Annotated in this window: 14 protein-coding genes; 1 reads left to right on the top strand and 13 read right to left on the bottom strand. The window is 73.2% G+C overall.

Annotated features, from left to right (window positions below; all coding sequences use genetic code 11):
- Positions 1 to 228 precede the first annotated feature (228 nt).
- The 13 genes from AB0C73_RS33045 to AB0C73_RS32985 all read right to left on the bottom strand — a co-directional run bounded on the left by AB0C73_RS33045 (position 229) and on the right by AB0C73_RS32985 (position 19244).
- A complete protein-coding gene (locus AB0C73_RS33045; RefSeq protein ID WP_362537095.1) occupies positions 229 to 1929 on the bottom strand; it encodes a proline--tRNA ligase in 1701 nt (566 codons plus the stop codon).
- Positions 1930 to 2030: 101 nt separating this feature from the next.
- The gene (locus tag AB0C73_RS33040) at positions 2031 to 2573 is read right to left on the bottom strand and encodes a GNAT family N-acetyltransferase (protein WP_362537094.1); all 543 of its coding nucleotides are present in this window, start codon (positions 2571 to 2573) and stop codon (positions 2031 to 2033) included.
- Positions 2574 to 2617: 44 nt separating this feature from the next.
- The gene (locus tag AB0C73_RS33035; protein ID WP_362537093.1) at positions 2618 to 3463 is read right to left on the bottom strand and encodes a GNAT family N-acetyltransferase; all 846 of its coding nucleotides are present in this window, start codon (positions 3461 to 3463) and stop codon (positions 2618 to 2620) included.
- A gap of 233 nt (positions 3464 to 3696) precedes the next feature.
- The gene (ispG, locus tag AB0C73_RS33030; protein WP_362537092.1) at positions 3697 to 4854 is read right to left on the bottom strand and encodes a flavodoxin-dependent (E)-4-hydroxy-3-methylbut-2-enyl-diphosphate synthase; all 1158 of its coding nucleotides are present in this window, start codon (positions 4852 to 4854) and stop codon (positions 3697 to 3699) included.
- A gap of 142 nt (positions 4855 to 4996) precedes the next feature.
- A complete protein-coding gene (locus AB0C73_RS33025; RefSeq protein ID WP_362537091.1) occupies positions 4997 to 6301 on the bottom strand; it encodes a site-2 protease family protein in 1305 nt (434 codons plus the stop codon).
- Positions 6298 to 7548: a 1-deoxy-D-xylulose-5-phosphate reductoisomerase gene (gene dxr / locus AB0C73_RS33020; RefSeq protein ID WP_362537090.1), complete on the bottom strand. Its 1251-nt coding sequence runs from the start codon at positions 7546 to 7548 to the stop codon at positions 6298 to 6300. Before dxr ends, AB0C73_RS33025 begins: the two co-directional genes overlap by 4 nt.
- 46 nt (positions 7549 to 7594) lie before the next feature.
- The gene (gene aroA / locus AB0C73_RS33015) at positions 7595 to 8842 is read right to left on the bottom strand and encodes a 3-phosphoshikimate 1-carboxyvinyltransferase (protein ID WP_362537089.1); all 1248 of its coding nucleotides are present in this window, start codon (positions 8840 to 8842) and stop codon (positions 7595 to 7597) included.
- A 162-nt stretch (positions 8843 to 9004) separates the two neighbouring features.
- Positions 9005 to 10942 (bottom strand): acyl-CoA dehydrogenase family protein, encoded by a 1938-nt coding sequence (locus tag AB0C73_RS33010; protein WP_362537088.1) that lies wholly within the window; start codon positions 10940 to 10942, stop codon positions 9005 to 9007.
- A gap of 155 nt (positions 10943 to 11097) precedes the next feature.
- A complete protein-coding gene (locus AB0C73_RS33005; RefSeq protein ID WP_362537087.1) occupies positions 11098 to 12543 on the bottom strand; it encodes an aldehyde dehydrogenase family protein in 1446 nt (481 codons plus the stop codon).
- A 182-nt stretch (positions 12544 to 12725) separates the two neighbouring features.
- Positions 12726 to 14039, bottom strand: coding sequence for a PQQ-binding-like beta-propeller repeat protein (locus AB0C73_RS33000; protein ID WP_362537086.1), 1314 nt, complete (start codon positions 14037 to 14039; stop codon positions 12726 to 12728).
- Positions 14040 to 14099: 60 nt separating this feature from the next.
- Entirely contained in the window at positions 14100 to 15071 is a 972-nt protein-coding gene (locus tag AB0C73_RS32995) for an EamA family transporter (protein ID WP_362537085.1), read from the bottom strand.
- Between the two features lie 128 nt (positions 15072 to 15199).
- Positions 15200 to 16810: a PucR family transcriptional regulator gene (locus AB0C73_RS32990; RefSeq protein ID WP_362537084.1), complete on the bottom strand. Its 1611-nt coding sequence runs from the start codon at positions 16808 to 16810 to the stop codon at positions 15200 to 15202.
- 118 nt (positions 16811 to 16928) lie between these two features.
- A complete protein-coding gene (locus AB0C73_RS32985; RefSeq protein ID WP_362537083.1) occupies positions 16929 to 19244 on the bottom strand; it encodes an ATP/GTP-binding protein in 2316 nt (771 codons plus the stop codon).
- A gap of 581 nt (positions 19245 to 19825) precedes the next feature.
- Between AB0C73_RS32985 and gabT the strand changes: the two genes are divergently transcribed.
- Positions 19826 to 21160, top strand: coding sequence for a 4-aminobutyrate--2-oxoglutarate transaminase (gabT, locus tag AB0C73_RS32980; RefSeq protein ID WP_362537082.1), 1335 nt, complete (start codon positions 19826 to 19828; stop codon positions 21158 to 21160).
- Positions 21161 to 21256: the final 96 nt, after the last annotated feature.

Genomic DNA, 21256 nt, shown 5'->3' with positions numbered 1-21256 from the left:
GCGCCTGGACGTTCGCCCGTAGGGCGCCGCACTGGTGGTGCGGGTCCAGGCGCAGGTGCGGAACGCGCCCGCATGGGCGCCGTCCCGTGTGCCCACCCGTCCCGCCCCAGCGGGACGAATGCCCACACGGCGGTGGCGCGGGGGCGCAGGCCCACGCGGGGGCACCGCCGCAGCCCGCGCCAGAGGGGGCCGCCCCGCGGGTGCAGCCCACGGGGCGGGGGCGCGGCGTTACGCGGAGAGGCGGGCGATCGCCTCGTCGACCGTCAGTTCCTCGCGCTCGCCCGTGCGGCGGTCCTTCAGTTCCAGCACGCCCTCGCCCGCGCGCCGGCCCGCGACCAGGATCTTCGGGACGCCCATGAGCTCGGAGTCGGTGAACTTGACGCCCGGGGAGACGCCGGCGCGGTCGTCGACGAGGACCCGGAGGCCCGCCGCGGCGAGCTTGTCGGAGACCTCCAGGGCCAGCTCGGTCTGCAGGGCCTTGCCGGCAGCGACCACGTGCACGTCGGCCGGGGCGACCTCGGCGGGCCAGCACAGGCCCTTCTCGTCGGCGGTCTGCTCGGCGAGCGCGGCGACGGCACGGGAGACGCCGACGCCGTACGAGCCCATGGTGACGCGGACGGGCTTGCCGTTCTGGCCGAGGACGTCGAGCTTGAGCGCGTCCGCGTACTTGCGGCCGAGCTGGAAGATGTGGCCGATCTCGATCGCGCGGTCCAGCTTCAGGCCGGTGCCGCACTTGGGGCACGGGTCGCCCTCCTGGACGACCACGACGTCGACGTACTCGTCGACCTCGAAGTCACGGCCCGCCACCACGTTCTTGGCGTGCATGCCGTCCTTGTTGGCGCCGGTGATCCAGTCGGTGCCGGGGGCCACGCGCGGGTCGGCGAGGTACTTCACCTTGCCGAGGCCCTGCGGGCCGACGTAGCCGCGGACCAGGTCGGGGCGCTCGGCGAAGTCGGCCTCGGTGACCATCTCGACGACGGCCGGGGCGACGTGCTCCTCGACCTTGCCCAGGTCGACCTCGCGGTCGCCGGGCACGCCCACGGCGACGATCTCGCCGTCGACCTTCACCAGGAGGTTCTTCAGGGTGGCGGAGGCCGGGACGCCGAGGGAGGCGGCGAGGGTCTCGATGGTGGGGGTGTCGGGGGTGGGGATCTCCTCGGCGGCCGGGACGGCGGAGCCGTCGACGGGCTGCAGCTCGTAGGAGATGGCCTCGGTGTTGGCCGCGAAGTCGCAGTTCGGGCAGTCGGCGAAGGTGTCCTCGCCGGCCTCGGCCGGGGCGAGGAACTCCTCGGACTTGGAGCCGCCCATGGCGCCGGCGGTGGCGGCGACGATGCGGTAGTCGAGGCCGAGACGCTCGAAGATGCGCTGGTACGCCTGGCGGTGCAGGCCGTAGGAGGCGGTGAGGCCCTCGTCGTCCAGGTCGAAGGAGTACGAGTCCTTCATGAGGAACTCGCGGCCGCGCAGGATGCCGGCGCGCGGGCGGGCCTCGTCGCGGAACTTCGTCTGGATCTGGTAGAGCGTGACCGGCAGGTCCTTGTAGGACGAGCACTGGTCCTTGACCAGGAGGGTGAAGATCTCCTCGTGGGTGGGGCCGAGGAGGTAGTCGCCGCCCTTGCGGTCCTGGAGGCGGAACAGCTCGGCGCCGTACTCGTCCCAGCGGCCGGTCGCCTCGTACGGCTCACGGGGCAGCAGGGCGGGCAGGGAGACCTCCTGGGCGCCGATGGCGTCCATCTCCTCGCGGACGATGCGCTCGACGTTGGAGAGCACCTTCTTGCCGAGGGGCAGCCAGCTCCAGATGCCGGCGGCGGTGCGGCGCACGTATCCGGCGCGGACGAGGAGCTTGTGGCTGAGGACCTCGGCGTCCGCCGGGTCGTCGCGCAGCGTCTTCGCCATCAACTGGGACATGCGCTGGACCGGTGCGTTGGCCATGGTTCTCGTACTCCTGCCGGGTAAGGGTGATGGCTAGGAGGTTAGCCGGGTGGCCCCGGCTCCGAGAAATCAGTTCCGCTGCCCCGCCGGCGTCTGAGCCCCTACCGGCGCTTGAGCGGCAGCGGCGCGCCCATCACCGCGTACGGGCGGGGTGCGCCGGGGAAGTGGACCTGCCGGGCGAGGTCGGTGTAGCCGAGGGAGCGGTAGAGGCCGCGGGCCGGGCTCTCGGTGTCGATCGCGGAGAGGATCGAGCGCGGCAGGTCGGACTGGTCGGTGATGGTGGTGATCAGTCCGCGGCCGACGCCGCGGCCCTGGAAGGCCGGGTGGACGTGCAGCTCGGTGATGACGAAGGAGTCGTCCAGCCAGGAGTTGTGGCCGCCGGCCCGCAGATACGGTTCGACGACGGTGGACCACCAGTGGCTGCGGTCGTTGGGCATGCCGTAGACGAAGCCGGCGAGGCGTCCGTCGGGGGTGGTGGCTCCGTAGGCGAGGGCGCCGGGGTTGAGGAGGTGGCGCAGCACGATGTGGCGGCGGACGGCCACCTCGGCGGCGTCGAGGCCGAAGGCGACGGCCTGGACGGCGAGGGCCTCGTCGACCCGTTCGGCGAGATTGACCGGCGCGATCACGACCTCGGTGTCATCCATGCGCCGCACCTTATAGGGCCGGACAGGCCGGTCGGACGGTCCGGTCAGAACAGCACGCTCATGAAGGCGCCGACCTCTTCGAAGCCGACGCGCCGGTACGCGGCGCGGGCGGGCGCGTTGTAGTCGTTGACGTAGAGGCTGACGACCGGTGCGACGTCGGCGAGTGCGTACTCCAGGACGGCGGCCATGCCGGTCTCGGACAGGCCCTTGCCGCGGTGTTCGGGGGCGACCCAGACGCCCTGGATCTGGCAGGCCTGGCGGGTGGCGGCGCCGATCTCGGCCTTGAAGAGGACCTTGCCGTCCTCGATACGGGCGAAGGCGCGGCCGGAGCCGACGAGCTCGGCGACCCGGGCCTGGTAGAGGAGTCCGCCGTCGCCGGCGATCGGGGAGACGCCGACCTCCTCGGTGAACATGGCCACGCAGGCGGGCATGATCACGTCCATCTCGTCCTTGCGGACCCGGCGCACCAGCGGATCGGGCTTCACGGTCGTGGAGGGCCGGTCGGTGACCATGAGGGGTTGGTGGGCGCGGACGTCGCGGGCGGGGCCCCAGCCGGGTTCGAGCAGCCGCCACAGCTGGGCGGTGGGTCCGGCGGGTCCGACGATGGAGGAGCAGCGGCGCCCGGCCCGGCGGGCCCGGTCGGCGAAGGCGCGGACGGCCTCGGGGGTGGCGCAGATGGGTACCAGGTTGGCCCCGGAGTAGCAGAGCGAGGTGAGGTGCCCGTCGCGGTACCAGCCCCACATCTCGCCGCCGAGGCGCCAGGGGTCGAGCCCGGCGAGCTGGACGCGGGCGGTCACGAAGGCGTTCTCGACGGGGGCGCTCTCCAGGACGGCGAGCGCGGCGCCGAGGTCGGCGGGTTCGAGGACCCGCGTCGATGATTGCGTCAACACGAGGGCCTCACCGTACGGTTTCTGCTGGTCCTGGCACTCTAACCCCTCTTTTTGCCTCGCTCGCCTCCGGGCGCTTTGAGCCGGGCTCACAGCCCCGACCGTGCTCGCCCCCTCGTACCTCGGAGGTTGCGCGCGCTCGGGACTGTTCCCCCGGCGCGCCCTTCGGCTCACTCGGCGGTCTCTCGGGGCGGGCCCGGACCAACCGGTACCGGCAGGGGCCGCGGGGTGACTCGTTACCCCGCGACCGACACCGTCGGCTCGCCGCTCTCGACGCCGTCCTTCTCCATCTGCTCGGCGATCTTCATGGCCTCGTCGATGAGGGTCTCGACGATCTTCGACTCGGGGACGGTCTTGATGACCTCGCCCTTGACGAAGATCTGGCCCTTGCCGTTGCCGGAGGCGACGCCGAGGTCGGCCTCGCGGGCCTCGCCGGGGCCGTTGACGACGCAGCCCATGACGGCGACGCGGAGCGGCACCTCCATGCCCTCCAGGCCGGCGGTGACCTCCTCGGCGAGCTTGTAGACGTCGACCTGGGCGCGGCCGCAGGACGGGCAGGAGACGATCTCCAGGCGGCGCGGGCGCAGGCCGAGGGACTCCAGGATCTGGCTGCCGACCTTGATCTCCTCGACCGGCGGGGCGGAGAGGGAGACCCGGATGGTGTCGCCGATGCCCTCGGAGAGCAGGGCGCCGAAGGCGACGGCGGACTTGATGGTGCCCTGGAAGGCGGGGCCGGCCTCGGTGACGCCGAGGTGCAGCGGGTAGTCGCTCTGGGCGGCGAGCTGGCGGTAGGCGTTGACCATCACGACCGGGTCGTTGTGCTTGACCGAGATCTTGATGTCGTGGAAGCCGTGCTCCTCGAAGAGGGAGGCCTCCCAGAGGGCGGACTCGACGAGCGCCTCGGGGGTGGCCTTGCCGTACTTCTGGAGCAGGCGGCGGTCGAGGGAGCCGGCGTTGACGCCGATCCGGATCGGGGTGCCGGCCGCGGAGGCCGCCTGGGCGATCTCCTTGACCTTGTCGTCGAACTGCTTGATGTTGCCCGGGTTGACGCGGACCGCGGCGCAGCCGGCGTCGATGGCGGCGAAGACGTACTTCGGCTGGAAGTGGATGTCGGCGATGACCGGGATCTGCGACTTCTTCGCGATGGTGGCGAGCGCGTCGGCGTCGTCCTGGGTGGGGCAGGCCACGCGCACGATCTGGCAGCCGGCGGCGGTGAGCTCGGCGATCTGCTGGAGCGTGGCGCCGATGTCGCTGGTGCGGGTGGTGGTCATGGACTGCACCGACACCGGGGCGTCGCCGCCGACGGCCACGGATCCGACCTGGATCCGGCGGCTCTTGCGCCGTTCGGCGAGCTTGGTCGGAACGGACGGCATACCGAGAGAGATCGCGGTCATCAGCTGTACAACCCCAAGGTGTGGTTCATCGGGTTCATCGGGTTCAACGGACGCATCGGGCGCGCATCGCGCTCAGGCCTTCGAGATTACCGCCCCGGCGGCGGCCGGCCGGACACCGCAGGGGTGTCCGGCCGTGGGCGTACTACGTCAGCTTCACCGGGTTGACGATGTCGGCGACGAGGACGAGCAGGGTGAAGCAGACGAACACCCCGGCGACGACGTAGGCGGCCGGCATCAGCTTGGCCACGTCGAACGGGCCGGGGTCGGGCCGCTTGAAGATCCGCGCGGTGTGGCGGCGGATCGCCTCCCACAACGCGCCGGCGATGTGGCCGCCGTCGAGCGGGAGCAGCGGGAGCATGTTGAACAGGAACAGCGACACGTTGAACATGACGACGAGGTTGAGGAAGAAGACCAGCCTGGTCTGCGGCGGGGCCTCGATCGCCATCAGCTCGCCGCTGAGGCGGGCGGCGCCGACGACGCCCACGGGCGAGTCCTTGGCGCGTTCGCCGTCGCCGAAGGCGGCGTTCCACAGGGCGGGGATCTTGCCGGGCAGGGCGATGACGGACTCGACGCCGGCCTTCATCTGCTCGGTCATCCGGTCGGCGGACTGGCCGAAGGTGAGCGGCTGGACCTCGCTCTTGGAGGCGAAGCCGAGGTAGCCGGCGGGTTCGGTCTGCAGCGGCTGCAGGACCCGGCCGTCTGCGTCCTTCTTGTAGACGTCGTTCTGGATGAGCTTCGGTTGGAGGTCGACCCGCTGTCCGCCGCGCTCGACGGTCACCGTGGCGGGGCCGATGGTGGCGCGGATGCGGTCGGAGAGGGTGTTCCAGTCGGAGACGGGGGTGCCGTTGAAGGCGACGATCTTGTCGCCCTCCTTCAGGCCCGCGGCGAAGGCGGGCGACACCGGGTCGCCGGCCTGGCACTTCTCGCGCTTGGCGTCCGCGGCGATGACGCACTTCTGGACGCCGGCGACCTTGGTCGTCTGGGTCTCGTAGCCGATGGCCATGGCGCTGCCGAAGAACAGCACGACGGCGAGCACCAGGTTCATGAACGGCCCGGCGAACATGACGATGACGCGCTTCCACGGCTTGCGCGTGTAGAAGAGGCGGTCCTCGTCGCCGGGCTCCATCTCCTCGAAGGAGGCCTCGCGGGCGTCCTCGATCATGGAGCGCCAGGGGGAGGTGGAGCGGGCCTCGATGCGGCCGTCCTTGCCGGGCGGGAACATGCCGATCATCCGGATGTAGCCGCCGGCCGGGATGGCCTTGAAGCCGTACTCCGTCTCGCCCTTCTTCCTCGACCAGATGGTGGGGCCGAAGCCGACCATGTACTGCGGCACCCGGATGCCGAAGAGTTTGGCCGTGGAGAGGTGGCCCAGCTCGTGCCACGCGATGGAGACGAGGAGTCCCAGCGCGAACAGCACGATGCCGAGGACGGTCAGGAGTGTGGTCATGCGCGCGCCTCCGCGATTGCCTTCGCCGCGAGTTCCCGGGCCCGGGCGCGTGCCCAGGTCTCCGCTTCCAGGACGTCCGACACCGTGAGCGAGGTTCCCGTGGCGGGGGTGCCGTGCTCGGTGACGACTGCGGTGACCGTATCCATGATTCCGTTGAACGGCAGCCTTCCGGCGAGGAAGGCGTCCACGCACTCCTCGTTGGCGGCGTTGAAGACGGCGGGCGCGGTGCCGCCGAGGCCGCCGACGTGCCGGGCCAGGTTCACCGACGGGAAGGCCTCGTTGTCCAGCGGGAAGAACTCCCAGGTGGAGGCCTTGGACCAGTCGAAGGCGGGGGCCGCGTCGGGGACCCGCTCGGGCCAGCCGATGCCGACGGCGATGGGGCCGCGCATGTCGGGCGGGGTGGCCTGGGCGAGCGTGGAGCCGTCGGTGAACTCGACCATGGAGTGCACGTACGACTGCGGGTGGACGACGACCTCGATCCGGTCGAACGGGATGTCGTAGAGCAGATGGGCCTCGATGACCTCCAGGCCCTTGTTCACGAGGGTGCTGCTGTTGACCGTGATGACCGGGCCCATGGCCCAGGTCGGGTGGGCGAGCGCGTCCTCGCGGGTGACGCCTTCGAGGTCCGCGCGGGTCCGGCCGCGGAAGGGGCCGCCGGAGGCGGTGACGACCAGCTTGCGCACGTCGGCGCGGGTGCCGGCGGCGAGGGCCTGGAAGAGCGCGGCGTGCTCGGAGTCGACCGGGATGATCTGGCCGGGCTTGGCGAGCGCCTTCACCAGCGGGCCGCCGACGATCAGTGACTCCTTGTTGGCGAGCGCCAGGGTCCGGCCGGCCTCCAGGGCGGCCAGGGTGGGCGCGAGGCCGATGGAGCCGGTGATGCCGTTGAGCACGGTGTGGCAGGGCGAGGCGGCGAGCTCGGTGGCGGCGTCGGGGCCGGCCAGGATCTCGGGCAGCGGCTCGGACCCGTACAGCGCCTTCAGGGCCGTACGCAGCTCCTCGACGGCCTCGGTACGGGCGACCGCGACGGCCCGGACCCGCAGCCGGTGCGCCTGCTCGGCAAGCAGCCCGATCCGGCCGCCGGAGGCGGCGAGGGCGGTCACCCGGAACCGGTCGGGGTTGCGCAGGACCAGGTCGATGGCCTGGGTGCCGATGGACCCGGTGGAGCCGAGGACGACGATGTCCCGGCGTCCTTCCGACGCGTCGAAGGCGATGTGCGGGTCGGCGAGAGGAGAAGGGCGGTCGCTCATGCCCCCCATTCTTGCCGCAAAGACTGTGCGGGTTTCACAGGGCCGGTCACAGGGCCTGGGACAGACCCTGGGAGAAGCGGGCGAAAACGGGGTGGAAGTCCGGGAAGGTCTTCCGTACGCAGCCGGGGTCGTCGAACGTGATCCCGGGGGCGCGCAGGGCGGTGACCGCGAAGGACATCACGATGCGGTGGTCGCCGTGGGTGGCGATCTCCACGGGTCCGGCCGGGGTGCCGGGGCGGATCTCGATCCAGTCGGGGCCGGTGGCGACGTCGATGCCGAGCCGGCGCAGGTTCTCGGCGCAGGCGTCGAGCCGGTCGCACTCCTTGACCCGGGTGTTGGCGACGTCCTCGATGCGGACCGGCCCGTCGGCGAACGGCGCGAGGGCGGCGAGGGTGGGCATGGTGTCGGAGATGTCCCGCATGTTGACGGTGAGGCCGTGCAGGCGTCCGGTGGAGCGGACGGTGGTCCGGTCGTCCGCGATCTCGACCTCCGCGCCCATGCGGCGCAGCACGTCCACGAAGCCGAGGTCGCCCTGGAGGGCGCCGGTACCGAGCCCGGGGACCGTGACCTCGGCGCCGGGCACGAGGGCGGCCGCGGCGAAGAAGTACGAGGAGGTGGAGGCGTCGGGCTCGATGGCGTAGGGGGTGGCCCGGTACCCGGTCGGGGCGACCCGGTAGGTGCGGCCCTCCCGGGTGACCTCGGCGCCGAAGGCCCGCATCATCGCGAGCGTGATCTCGACGTACGGCTCCGAGACCAGGTCCGTGACGGTGATGTCCAGGCCCTCGGCGGTGAGCGGGCCGAGCATGAGCAGGGCGGTGAGGTACTGGGAGGACTGCCCGGCGTCGAGCCGGATCGCGCCGCCCTTGATGCCGCGGCCGGTGACGGTGAGGGGGTGGTGTCCCTCGCGCTCGCCGTGGCTCAGCTCGACTCCGAGCTCGCGCAGGGCGGTGGTGAGCGGGCCGAGCGGGCGGCGGCGCATCTGCGCGGAGGCGTCGAAGCGGAAGGTGCCGTGTCCGGCGGCGGCGAGGGTGGGCAGGAAGCGGGCGGTGGTGGCGCCGTCCCGGCAGTAGACGTCCGTCTCGTCGAGCGCCGGCCCGGCCGGCCGCCCCTCGATGTGCCAGGCCCCGGGCTCCTGCCGTACCGCATAGCCGAGGGCCTTCAGACCCTCGGCGAAGCCCTCGCTGTCGTCGGAGTGCAGCGGCCGGAGCAGCGTGGTGGTGCCCTCGGCCGCGGCGGCCAGGAACAGCGCGCGGGCGGTGACGGACTTGGAACCGGGGATCTCGATGACGGTCACGCGCGCCAGTCTGCCGCGCGGGGCGGCGGCCCGGGGACGGCGTCCGGAGGGTGGACGCGGCGGCCGCGCGCCCGGGGCCAGGCGATCGGAATTACTTGACCGGAGTCAAGTGATTCGGGGTCGGGTGACCTGGATCAGGCGATCGGGGTCAGGCGATCGGGGTCAGGTGATCTTCCGGTGCACGTTCTCCTTCGCCGACGGGCCGGGGGTGGTGTCCGCGATCCACGGACCGTCGCCGCTCGGGTCGAGGACGCCTTCCTCCAGCCACGTGTACGAGCCGGCCAGGACGCCGTCCACGACGTGGCGGTCCAGGTCGTCGGTGTTGGCCCACAGGCGCCCGAAGAGTTCGGCGATCCGCAGCCGGGCCTGGCGGCAGAACGCGTCGGCGAGCTGGTGCGCCTCGCGGCCGTGGGAGCCGGTGGTGCGGAGCAGTTCGGCGCGTACGCAGACCGCGCTCATGGCGAAGAGTTCGGCGCCGATGTCGACGATCCGGCCGAGGAAGGCCTGCTTGAGCTCCATCTTCCCCTGCCAGCGCGACATCGCGTAGAAGGTGGAGCGGGCGAGCTTGCGGGAGGTGCGCTCGATGTAGCGCAGGTGGGTGGCGAGCTCGCCGAACTCCCCGTACGCCCCGGGCAGTTGCCCCTGTCCGGCGACGAGCTTCGGCAGCCAGCGGGCGTAGAAGCCGCCGGCCCGGACGCCCGCCTTCGCCTTGTCGGCGAGGGCGGTGTCGGGGTCGATGAGCTCGCCGGCGACGGCGAGGTGGGCGTCGACGGCCTCGCGGGCGATCAGCAGATGCATGATCTCCGTCGAGCCCTCGAAGATCCGGTTGATCCGCAGGTCGCGCAGCACCTGCTCGGCGGGGACGGCCCGTTCGCCGCGGGCGGCGAGCGACTCGGCGGTCTCGTAGCCGCGCCCGCCACGGATCTGGACCAGCTCGTCGGCGATCCGCCAGGCCATCTCGGAGCCGTACAGCTTGGCGAGGGCGGCCTCGATGCGGATGTCGTTGCGGTCCTCGTCGGCCATCTGGGAGGCGAGGTCGACGACGGCCTCCAGGGCGAAGGCGGTGGCGGCGATGAAGGAGATCTTGGTGCCGACGGCCTCGTGCCGGGCGACCGGTTTGCCCCACTGCTCACGCTCGGCGGCCCACTCGCGGGCGATCTTCAGACACCACTTGCCGGCCCCGGCGCAGGCGGCGGGCAGCGAGAGCCGGCCGGTGTTGAGGGTGGTGAGCGCGATCTTCAGGCCGGCGCCCTCGGGTCCGATCCGGTTGGCGGCGGGGACCCGTACCCGGTGGAGGCGGGTGACACCGTTCTCCAGGCCGCGCAGGCCCATGAAGGCGTTGCGGTGCTCGACGGTGATGCCGGGCGCGTCGCCCTCGACGACGAAGGCGGTGATGCCGCCCCGGTGGCCCTCGGAGGCGGGCACCCGGGCCATGACGACGAGCAGGTCGGCGATCACGCCGTTGGTGGTCCACAGCTTCACGCCGTCCAGGACGTAGGTGTCCTCGCCGTCGCTGTCGTCCGGGACGGCGGTGGTGGCGAGCCGGGCCGGGTCGGAGCCGACGTCGGGCTCGGTGAGCAGGAAGGCGGAGATGTCGCTGCGGGCGAGGCGGGGCAGGAAGGCGTCCTTCTGCTCCTGGGTGCCGAACAGCTTCAGCGGCTGCGGCACACCGATCGACTGGTGTGCGGAGAGCAGCGCGCCGAGTGCCGGGCTGACCGAGCCGACCAGGGCGAGGGCGCGGTTGTAGTACAGCTGGGTGAGGCCGAGACCGCCGTACTTCGGGTCGATCTTCATGCCGAGCGCGCCGAGGGCCTTGAGGCCGCGGATGGTCTCATCGGGGATGCGGGCCTCGCGCTCGATGCGGGCGCCGTCGACCTGGGTCGCGCAGAAGGCGCGCAGCTTGGCGAGGAAGGCCTCGCCGCGCCGGACGTCCTCGTCGGCGGGCAGCGGGTGCGGGTGGATGAGGTCGAGCCGGAAGCGGCCGAGGAAGAGCTCCTTGGCGAAGCTGGGCTTGTGCCAGTCCTGCTGGCGGGCGGCCTCGGCGACCTGGCGGGCCTCGCGTTCGGTGACCTTGGGCTGCCGCTGTGCGGGTGCGGACATGGACGCCTCCTCGGGCTCCTGCGCCTCCTTGGGCTTCCTGTCCGTCGTACCCGATTTCGGCGGGTACGGAAAGGCAACTGGCCCGGACGGACGAAAAGGCGGCCCGAGCCCCCGCACAGTGGGCTCGGACCGCCTGGTCTCGTAGGACGTACGCCTTAGAGCGCGAGGCCCGTCAGGACGAGGACGCGCTCGTAGGTGTAGTCGTCCATGGCGAACTTGACGCCCTCGCGGCCGACGCCGGAGCGCTTGGCGCCGCCGTACGGCATCTGGTCGGCGCGGTACGACGGGACGTCGCCGACGACCACGCCGCCGACCTCCAGGGTGCGGTGGGCGCGGAAGGCGGCCTGGAGGTCGTGGGTGAAGACACCGGCCTGGAGGCCGTAGTCGGAGTCGTTGACCGCGGCGAAGGCCTCGGCCTCGCCGTCGACCTTGGCGACCGTCAGGACCGGGCCGAAGACCTCGGCGCGGGCCAGGGTGACGCCGGCCGGGAGCTCGGTGAGGACGGTCGGGGCGTACGAGGCGCCGTCCCGCTTGCCGCCGGCGAGCAGCTTCGCGCCGGCCGCGACGGCCTCGTCGACCCAGGACTCGATGCGCTGGGCGGCGTTCTCGTCGACCTGCGGGCCGACGTCGGTGGCGTCGTCCGCCGGGTCGCCGGTGACCTGGGCCTCGACGGCCGCGACGATCTTCGGCAGCAGACGGTCGTAGACGGAGGCGTCCACGATCACGCGCTGCACGGAGATGCAGGACTGGCCGCCCTGGTAGTTGGAGAAGGTGGCGATACGGGTCGCGGCCCAGTCCAGGTCGGCCTCGGAGGACCAGTCGGGCAGGACAACGGCGGCGGCGTTGCCGCCGAGCTCCAGGGTGCAGTGCTTGTGCGGCACGGACTCCTGGATGGCGTAGCCGACCTTGTCGGAGCCGGTGAAGGAGATGACCGGGAGGCGCTCGTCCTGGACGAGGGCGGGCATGCGGTCGTTCGGCACGGGCAGGACGGACCAGGAGCCGGCCGGCAGGTCGGTCTCGGCCAGGATCTCGCCCAGGATCAGGGAGGAGATCGGGGTGGCCGGGGCCGGCTTGAGGATGACCGGGGCGCCGACGGCGAGGGCCGGGGCGACCTTGTGGGCGCCGAGGTTCAGCGGGAAGTTGAACGGCGCGATGCCGAGCACGACGCCCTTGGGGATACGGCGGGTCAGCGCGAGCCGGCCCACGCCGCCGGCCTCGGTGTCGAGGCGCTGCGCCTCGCCGGCGTTCCAGCGGCGCGTCTCCTCGGCGGCGAAGCGGAACACGGACACGGCACGGCCGACCTCGCCGCGGGCCCACTTGATCGGCTTGCCGTTCTCGGCGGAGATCAGCTGGGCGATCTCCTCGGTGCGCTCGGCGAGCCGCTTCGACACGTGGTCGAGGGCGGCGGCCCGGACGTGCGCCGGGGTCGCGGCGAACTCGTCGACGACGGCGTGCGCGGCGGCGACGGCCTCCTCGACCTGGGCCTCGGTGGGCACGCTGACCTTGCCGACCAGACGTCCGTCGTACGAGTTCGTGACGTCGAAGGTGGCCTCGCCGGTGGCCTTGCGGCCGGCGAGCCAGAAGGCGTGGGTGGTCGTCATTGCGTCCCGGCCCTTTCCGTATGGGGTGGTGCGAGGGGTCGCCCTCGCGCTCTCGTGACACGTTAGGGCGAAGCGGGCGGAGAGGCGCTTGTCCGTGGTGGAGTGGTGTGGCGGATACTCCTGTCCGCTTTGGCCCAAGCGGGCCCGAGCGGGACGGGGGCGGCCGCCGTCGCCGGGTCCCGTCACCAGGTCCGGTACGCCGAGAAGGGCCGGCGGTTCCAGTCGTTGCCCCAGCGGGCGGCGATGTACAGGTCCTTGTACCGGTACAGGCCGGTGATCTTGTCGTTGCCGTCGTCCGTGTCGCGGTCGAAGGTGCGCTCGTCCACCGTCTCGCCGGTGGCGGAGTCGTAGACGTGCAGCCCGTCGAGGCCCCTACGCTCGCGGGTGAAGATCGTCACGCGTCCGCCGCCCACGTGCAGTGCCGTGACGCTCTGATTGGCATAGAGGCGGTCCGAGCTCCAGACTTCGTTCCCGCTCGCCAGGTCGTAGGCGACGACGCCGCCGGAAGCGGTGAAGAGCTTTCCGTCGGCGACGGCCGCCTCGACGCTCCTGACGTCGATCTGCCCCTGACGGCGGCCGTCCGGCCCGAAGGCGAACCAGGCGTGCACGCCGTGGTCCCCCGGCTCCTGGACCGTCAGCACCGTCGGTTCGGCGGACAGGAAGGACAGGAAGGAGTCCGGGGCGACGGGGCGCCGGGCGCCCAGCGGAACGGTCCATCGCACCCTGCCGTCGGCCGGGTCGAAGGCGGCCAGCTTCGCCTCGGTCGCGCAGCTCAGGGCGGCGAGCACCTGCCGGGACGCGACGGCCACCTCGCGCGGGAGGCAGCCCTTCGGCACGGCGGCCTTCCAGCGCGGGGCGCCGGTCCGCAGGTCGAAGGCGCGCAGCGCCTGGTCGCCGGGGAGCACGGGCCGCGTGCGCCGCTCCGGTTCGGTGTTCCACTCCTCGTCCTCGTCACGGAGCACGGCGAGACCGGCCCCGGTGGCGAGGACGTCGTCGGCGTACTTCGGGTCGGCGTTGCCCGGCCTGCGGCCGGTGCGCCACAGCTCGCGGCCGTCCTTCAGGTCGATCGCGACGACCGTGGCGCAGCCCTTGCCGCCCTCCATGAGGCCGATCAGCGCGACGGAGTCGGCGGCAGCGGTGCTGGTGGCGCAGATCTCGGCCCGGCCGGGCACGGCGTACTCCCAGCGCCGCTTCCCCGTCCCGGCGTCGAAGCCGGTGACGGCGTCGAAGCGGCTGCGGACGACGGTGCCGTCGACGAGCCAGGCGCGATTGCCGTACTCGGCGGCGGTCCGGTCGTACGGGGCGTCCCAGACGCGCTCCATCGAGTCGCCGGGCATACGGCCCAGCTCGGAGGCGACACAGGAGGAGAGCCCTCCGACGAGGGCGAGCCCGACGAGGATGACGACCAGGCAGCCGAGCACCCCCTGCCACTTGGCCGGCGGCGCCCCGCCGTCGCCCCCGTCGCCGTTCGTACGCCCCGCCATACCGATCCCCACCCCTGACTCCCCGGCCGCTCCCCTGCGGCCGCCGACGGCCCACAGCGTAGGCGTAGTTGATCAGCGGCGCCGCTCCGTCGAGACGATCAGACAGACGCCCGCCACGACGATCACCCCGCCGAGCACGATCGGCCAGGTCAGCGCCTCGTCCAGGATGAGCGCGCCGAGGGCGACGGCGACGACCGGGTTGACGTACGCGTACGTGGCGACGAGCGAGATCGGCGCGGTCTGGATGAGCCAGGCGTACGCGGTGAAGGCGACGAGCGAGCCGAAGACGACGAGGTAGGCCAGCGCGGCCCAGGAACGTCCGGACACCGCAGACGGGTCGAAGCCGTGCTGTTCGCCGCGCAGCAGACCGACGCCCAGGCACGCCAGGCCGCCGGCGATCATCTCGTACGCGCTGGCGGTGAAGGGGCTCGCCGGCATCGGGATCCGCCCCGCGGAGAACGAGCCGACCGCCCACGACAGCGCCCCGACGACCACGAGGGCGACCCCGCCGATCGCGACCTCGCCGCTGAGGCCGGGAAGGGTGAGCACCCCGAGCCCGGTGAGACCGAGCAGCACACCGGTGGTGCCGCCGAGGCTCGGCCGGTCGCCGGTGGCGGCCTTGAGCACCACCACCCAGGCGGGGACGACGGCGACGAGCAGCGCGGCGAGGCCGGACGGGATCGACGTCTCGGCGAGGACGACCAGGCCGTTGCCGCCGAGCAGCAGCAACAGGCCGACGACCGCCGCCGACGCGAGCTGCCGCCCGCTCACCCTCAGGGCCGCGGGCCCCTGCCGCCAGGCCACGACGCCCATGAGGATCACCCCGGCCGCCACGAACCGCATGCCCGCCGACAGGAACGGCGGCAGGGTCTCCACCACGACCCGGATCCCGAGGTACGTCGACCCCCACACCACGTACACGATCCCGAGGGCCATCCACACGGCGGCGGGGATGCGCCGGGCGGGGCCGGTGGTCCCGGTCGCGGGCTTTCGGGTGGGCGACTGGACGTCGGAGGCGGCCGGATCGGCGGCAGGGCTTGTCATGCGCAGGAGATTACGGAGCAAGGGCCTCCACGGCCAGGAATTCTGCCCGGCATCGGGCAGGATGGGTGGGATCCGGGGCCACAGCCCCGTCCTCCCCGTCCGCCCCGTCCTCCCCGTCCTCCCCGTCCTCAGCCCTTCGAGCGGGCCGCCCCCGTCGCCGGCGGCGGCGTGTCCCCCGTCGCCTTCAGCGCCAGCCACAGCTCCATGCGCACGTCCGGGTCGTCCAGCGACCGGCCCAGGATCTCCTCCACCCGGCGCATCCGGTAGCGCAGCGTGTGCCGGTGCACGCCCAGGTCCGCCGCGGCCGCGTCCCACTGGCCGTGGCGGGACAGCCAGGCGCGCAGCGAGGCGACGAGGTCGCCGCGGCCGGTGGCGTCGTGTTCGTACAGGGCGCGCAGGAGGCCGTCGGCGAAGGCGCGGACGGCGTCGTCGGCGAGCAGCGGGAGCACGGACCCGGACGCGAGTTCCTCGTGCTCGACCAGGGCCCGGCCGCGCCGCCGGGCCACCGACAGGGCCTGTTCGGCCTGCTTGTACGCGGCGGCCGCGGCGATCGGTCCGGTCGGCGCGGACAGGCCGACGACCAGGCCGGCCTCCTCGGCCTCCCGGCTCGCGTAGCCCTCGCACGCGGTGACCACCGCTCCCCCGTCCCCGGCGAGGACGACGAGCCGTTCCCCGCCCTCCGGCCCCTCGGGCACGGTCAGGACGGACTCGCCCGCGCGGGCGGCCGCGGTCTCCAGGGCCTCGGCGAACACCGCGAGCGGCGACTCGCCCTCCTTCGGCTCGCCGCCCGACGCCACCGCCGGTACGGGCTCGGCGATGAGCAGCCGGAAGGGGGCGTCGAGGAGCCCGCCGTACAGGTCGCCGGCGACACCGCGGGCGTGGTCCGGCTGCCCGGCGAGCAGCATCCGGAGCACCGCCGCGCCGAGCCGCTGCTCGGCGGCCTGGAGCGAGCGGGACCGCTCCGTCGTCAGGGTGAGCAGGGCGATCGCGGAGTGCACGGCATAGCGTTCGGCGGTGCCGAGCGGCGCTCCCGTGCCGACGGCGAGCGCTCCGCGCACCCGACGCCCGGTGCCGAGGGACTGCAGCTCGACCCGGTCGTCCGTGCCGCCGACGACGGCGCTGGCGGGCGCGGGCCGCTCCCGGAGGCGTTCCACGTCGGGGGTGAGCCGGGCGGCCCGGCGCGCCGCCCACTCGGGCGACACGGCGATCACGGTGCCTGAGGTGTCGTACAGCGCGGCCCAGCCGTCGACGTGCGCCGCGAGCCGGGCGACGACCGCGTCCGGGCCCTCGGCGAGCGCCGCCCGGGTCAGCTCGCGCTGCGCCTCGAAGCCGGCGGTCACGGCCCGGTACTGGTCGGCGGCGATGGCCGCGGACACGGCCTTGCTGATGGCCAGGAACGGGGTGCGGCGCGGCACTTCGAGCAGCGGCAGATGCTCCTCGCGGGCCGCGTCGAGCAGCGCGGAGGGGATGTCCTCGTAGTTGACGCCGACGGCGAAGCCGAGGCCGACGACCCCGGCGCCGAGCAGCCGCCGTACGTAGCGCCGCATCGCCTCGGGGTCCTCGGCGTCGAGCGTGAGCGCGGTGGTGAGCAGCAGCTCGCCGCCCTCCATGTACGGGACGGGGTCGGCGAGCTCGCTGACGTGCGCCCAGCGCACGGGGGTGTCGAGGCGGTCCTCACCGGCGCGGACGGTGAGTTTGAGCGCCGAGTGCTGGACGAGCGAGGCGAGGGTGGGCGGCATTGGGGACCGTCGGACCTTTGAGGTTCTGGGGAGGAAGCGCAGGCGGGGTGGGGAGGGCGCGCGCCGCCGGTGGGGGCGGCGTGCCCCCGATTCTGCCAGTACGCCCGGCCCCCTGCCGTCAGCTCCGCAGGTCCACGAGCAGCGGCGGGGTGTGCTCGCCGCGCACATGGGTGAGGGAGAGGACGGCGTGGCCGGGCGGCACCTCGTGCGCGAGCTCGGAGGCGGACCAGCGCTCGCGCTCCACCTCCCGTACCGTCACCGCCTCCGTGGTGACCGCCTTGCCCGTCATCAGCTTGCGCAGGGCGTGCAGGGCGCGGGTCATCGGCTGGTCGGCGAAGACGGTGTGGTGGGCGACCTCGGTGGTCTCGACCCGCTCGGTGCCCCAGGCCTCGGCGAAGGCCCGTCCGTCCCAGTTGGGGATGCCCGCGAGGGCCATCCGGCAGCCGACCGCGGCGAGCAGCGGCCCGTGCAGTTCGGCGGGGACCTCGGCGAGGGTACGGAGGGCGAGCACGACCCCGGCGTTCGCCGGGCGCAGCCGCTGGAGGCCCCGTACGGTCCCGGGGGTGAGCGCGCCGGCGGCGTCGTCGAGCACCAGGCAGGCGAAGTGGCCGCGGGGCGCCCGGTCCCGTACGACGGTCTGGAACTGGGCGAGCAGCAGCCGGTTGAGCAGCCGGGCGGCCTCCTCGTGGGCGCCGTCGGGCAGGCAGATCCGGACCCGTACGGGGTGCTGGGCGACGGCCCGGAGCGAGAACGGCCGGGGGGCACCGGCGCCGGAACCCTCACCCGTACCGCCGCCCGGGCCCTCTCCCGTACCGAAGAACTCGGCGAAGACGGGGCGGTCGAGCGCGGCGAGCCGGTCGGCGAGCACCGGGCCGAGGTCGGTGGCGGTGCCGACCTGCCGGATGCGCGAGTCGAGTTCGCGGCGCATGGCCTGGGCGCCGGACTCGGGCAGCAGGTCGTGGAGGGTGCGCAGGGTCTCCGGGCGGGCCTCCAGGAGTTCGCGCAGGACGGGGACGGTGGGGAAGCGGCCGTACGCGGCGCGGTAGGGGCCGACGAGCTGGGCGAGCACGGTGGCGGCGCGGCGGGTCTCCACGCCCGGCATGTCGCCGACGAGCCCCTCGGCGAGGAAGGCGGCGGCCTCGTCGGGGTCGGTGGATCCGGCGTACAGGTCGAGGTCGTGGGGCGAGGCGGGGTCGCCGAGCCGGATGACCACGTCGTAGGCCGCGTCGGGGCCGAGCGGGGTCCCGGCCGGGGCGACGGCGACGACGGAGGCGGCGCCGGCCAGGGCGTGGAGGGTGAGCGACTCGGTGACGGGAGCGACGAGGGCCCGGGTCTTGCCGGAGCCGGAGGGACCGACGGCGAGGAGCGAGGTGCCGAGCAGGCCGGGGTCGAGGGCGAGTCCGGCGCGGCGGTACGCGGCGGGTGTGCGCTCGGCGTCCGCGTACCGTCCGACCCGGACCTGGCCGAGGAACAGGTCGTGGTCGGCGGTGCGCCCGGGCAGGTCGCGCTCGCCGGAGGGGTGGGCGGCGGTGGCGGCCCCGTCGCGCAGCAGCTTCCCGACGAGCGCGGCGCGGCGCACCCGGTCCTGCTCGGTCTCCCGCCAGGCCCGGCGCACCCGGGCGACGTCGACGTCGTTCATGCGTCCCTCGGCGACCTCGGCGGCGAGCACGTCGGCGGCCCGCTCCTCCCCGGCCGCGCGCAGGGCGGGCCACCGCGAGGGCGGGGCGGCGGGGCCGGTGGGTGCGGTGGCCGGGGCCGCCGGGGCCTTGCGGGCACGCCGGGCGCGGAGGAAGCCGGTCCAGTCGCCGAGGCGGGCGAAGGGCCAGAGGACGAGGAGGGTGATGAGCGTGTAGAGGGTGTAGACGACGAAGGGGGAGGTGAAGACCTCGAAGCCGCCGGTGAGCAGGGCGATGAGCGCGAGCAGGGAACCCGCGACGGGCAGCGGTTCCCAGCCGAGTCCGAAGGCCTCGGGCCAGACCAGCGAGAGGGCGGCCAGGGCCGCCACGGCGGCGAGCAGGGCGCGCGGGGCGGGGCGGAGCCGGCGGAAGTAGTGCGCGGCGATCTTCCGCCAGGAACCGAGGAAGCCGAGGGCGACGACGAGGACACCGAGGAACACGCCGTCGACGACCACGAGCGCGGCCTGGCCGTGCCAGTCGACCCAGACGAGGCTGCCGGGCCAGTACCAGTCCGTGGGCGTCACGGCCCACACGAGCTGGGACTTGTACGGGAAGAGGCCCGAGCGCCAGGCGGACCAGACGAGCAGTCCGATGAGCACCGGGAGCAGCATGCCGAGGATGGTGACGGGCGCCAGCTTCTCGGGCGCCTCCGTGGGCGGCACGTGCCGGTACCGCCAGATCCCGAGCCCGGCCTGCGGCCGGGGCGCGTCCAGCCACGCGGCGACCCGGCTCACGGGCACGCCGGGTGCGGCGGACACGGGGGACGCGCCGGGCGCGCCGGGCGCGCGGGCGGGGCGCGGCGGTACGGCGGGCGGTCCGGCGGGCGGCGCGGGCGGTACGACGGGCGGGGGCCCCACCGGCGGCGGCGGGGTGCCCGGCCCGGCGGATACGCCGGACGGCTCAGGCGCCCGCTCCGGGGACGACCCGGCCCCGGACGGTCGCGGCGCCTGCGAAGGGCGCGGCGGCACTCCCGCCTCCGGCGGCGTCGACGGGCGGGGTACGCCGGCCCCCCGCGTGTCGCTCGGGTCGTACGTGCCGTCGGTCTCCATGAACCCCTGCCCCCTGACCAGCCAGGTCGCCGCAACTGTGCCACCGTCAATCTAGTGGGCCGGGGCCCGCCCGGAGGGGTTTCGACCGGCCGGGCGCCACGCATCGCCAGGGAGTACAAGAGGCGGCGGGGAAGGAGCCGTTCTGTCCATCACGGACAACGACACACCCCCCAACACTCCCGATCGGCGCATGCCTCCGCCCCTCCGCCGCGCCTAGCCTGCGGAGGAAACCCGCAAGTGCGTCCAGAACACCCCCCGGAACACCCCGGGAACACCCCCAGGAGCCCCGCATGAACGCTGTCCCGCAGGAGCGGCGCGTCGTCACCGCCATCCCCGGCCCGAAGTCGCAGGAGCTGCAGGCCCGCCGTCTCGGCGCGGTCGCCGCCGGTGTGGGCTCCACGCTGCCGGTGTTCACCAAGCGGGCCGGCGGCGGCATCATCGAGGACGTCGACGGCAACCTGCTGATCGACCTCGGTTCCGGCATCGCCGTGACCTCCGTCGGCGCCTCCGCCGAGGCCGTCGTGCGCCGCGCCTCCGCGCAGCTGCAGGACTTCACCCACACCTGTTTCATGGTGACGCCGTACGAGGGTTACGTGGAGGTCTGCGAGGCGCTGGCCGAGCTGACCCCGGGCGACCACGCCAAGAAGTCCGCGCTCTTCAACTCGGGCGCCGAGGCGGTCGAGAACGCGGTGAAGATCGCCCGTTCGTACACCAAGCGCCAGGCCGTCGTCGTCTTCGACCACGGCTACCACGGGCGTACGAACCTGACGATGGCGCTCACCGCCAAGAACATGCCGTACAAGCAGGGCTTCGGTCCGTTCGCGCCCGAGGTCTACCGCGTGCCGGTCGCCTACGGCTACCGCTGGCCCACCGGTGCCGAGAACTGCGGCCCCGAGGCCGCCGCCCAGGCGATCGACCAGATCACCAAGCAGATCGGCGCCGACAACGTCGCCGCGATCATCATCGAGCCGGTGCTCGGCGAGGGCGGCTTCATCGAGCCGGCCAAGGGCTTCCTGCCGGCGATCGTGAAGTTCGCCAACGACAACGGCATCGTCTTCGTCGCGGACGAGATCCAGGCGGGCTTCTGCCGCACCGGCCAGTGGTTCGCGTGCGAGGACGAGGGCATCGTCCCGGACCTCATCACCACCGCCAAGGGCATCGCGGGCGGTCTGCCGCTCGCCGCCGTGACGGGCCGTGCCGAGATCATGGACGCCGTGCACGGTGGCGGCCTCGGCGGCACCTACGGCGGCAACCCGGTCGCGTGCGCCGGTGCGCTCGGCGCCATCGAGACCATGAAGGAGCTCGACCTCAACGGCAAGGCCAAGCGCATCGAGGAGGTCATGAAGGGCCGCCTCACCACGATGCAGGAGAAGTTCCCGGTCATCGGTGACATCCGCGGCCGCGGCGCCATGATCGCGATCGAGCTGGTGAAGGACCCGGCGACGAAGGAGCCGCACGCCGAGGCCGCCGCCGCGCTCGCCAAGTACTGCCACAACGAGGGCGTCCTGGTCCTCACCTGCGGCACCTACGGCAACGTGCTGCGCTTCCTGCCGCCGCTGGTCATCGGCGAGGACCTGCTGAACGAGGGCCTGGACGTCATCGAGGCCGGGCTCGCCCAGATCTGAGGATCCGACGACCGGATCCGGTGACCGGGTCCGACGACCGGGTCCGACGACCGGATCTGACGTCCGAACAGCACCTTCTGACACCCTGTGTGAAGA

The organism is Streptomyces sp. NPDC048623 (genome assembly GCF_040650755.1).
Taxonomy (GTDB): Bacteria; Actinomycetota; Actinomycetes; order Streptomycetales; family Streptomycetaceae; genus Streptomyces.
Note: the sequence above shows the minus strand (reverse complement) of the source record. Positions and strands in the feature narration are given on the sequence as shown.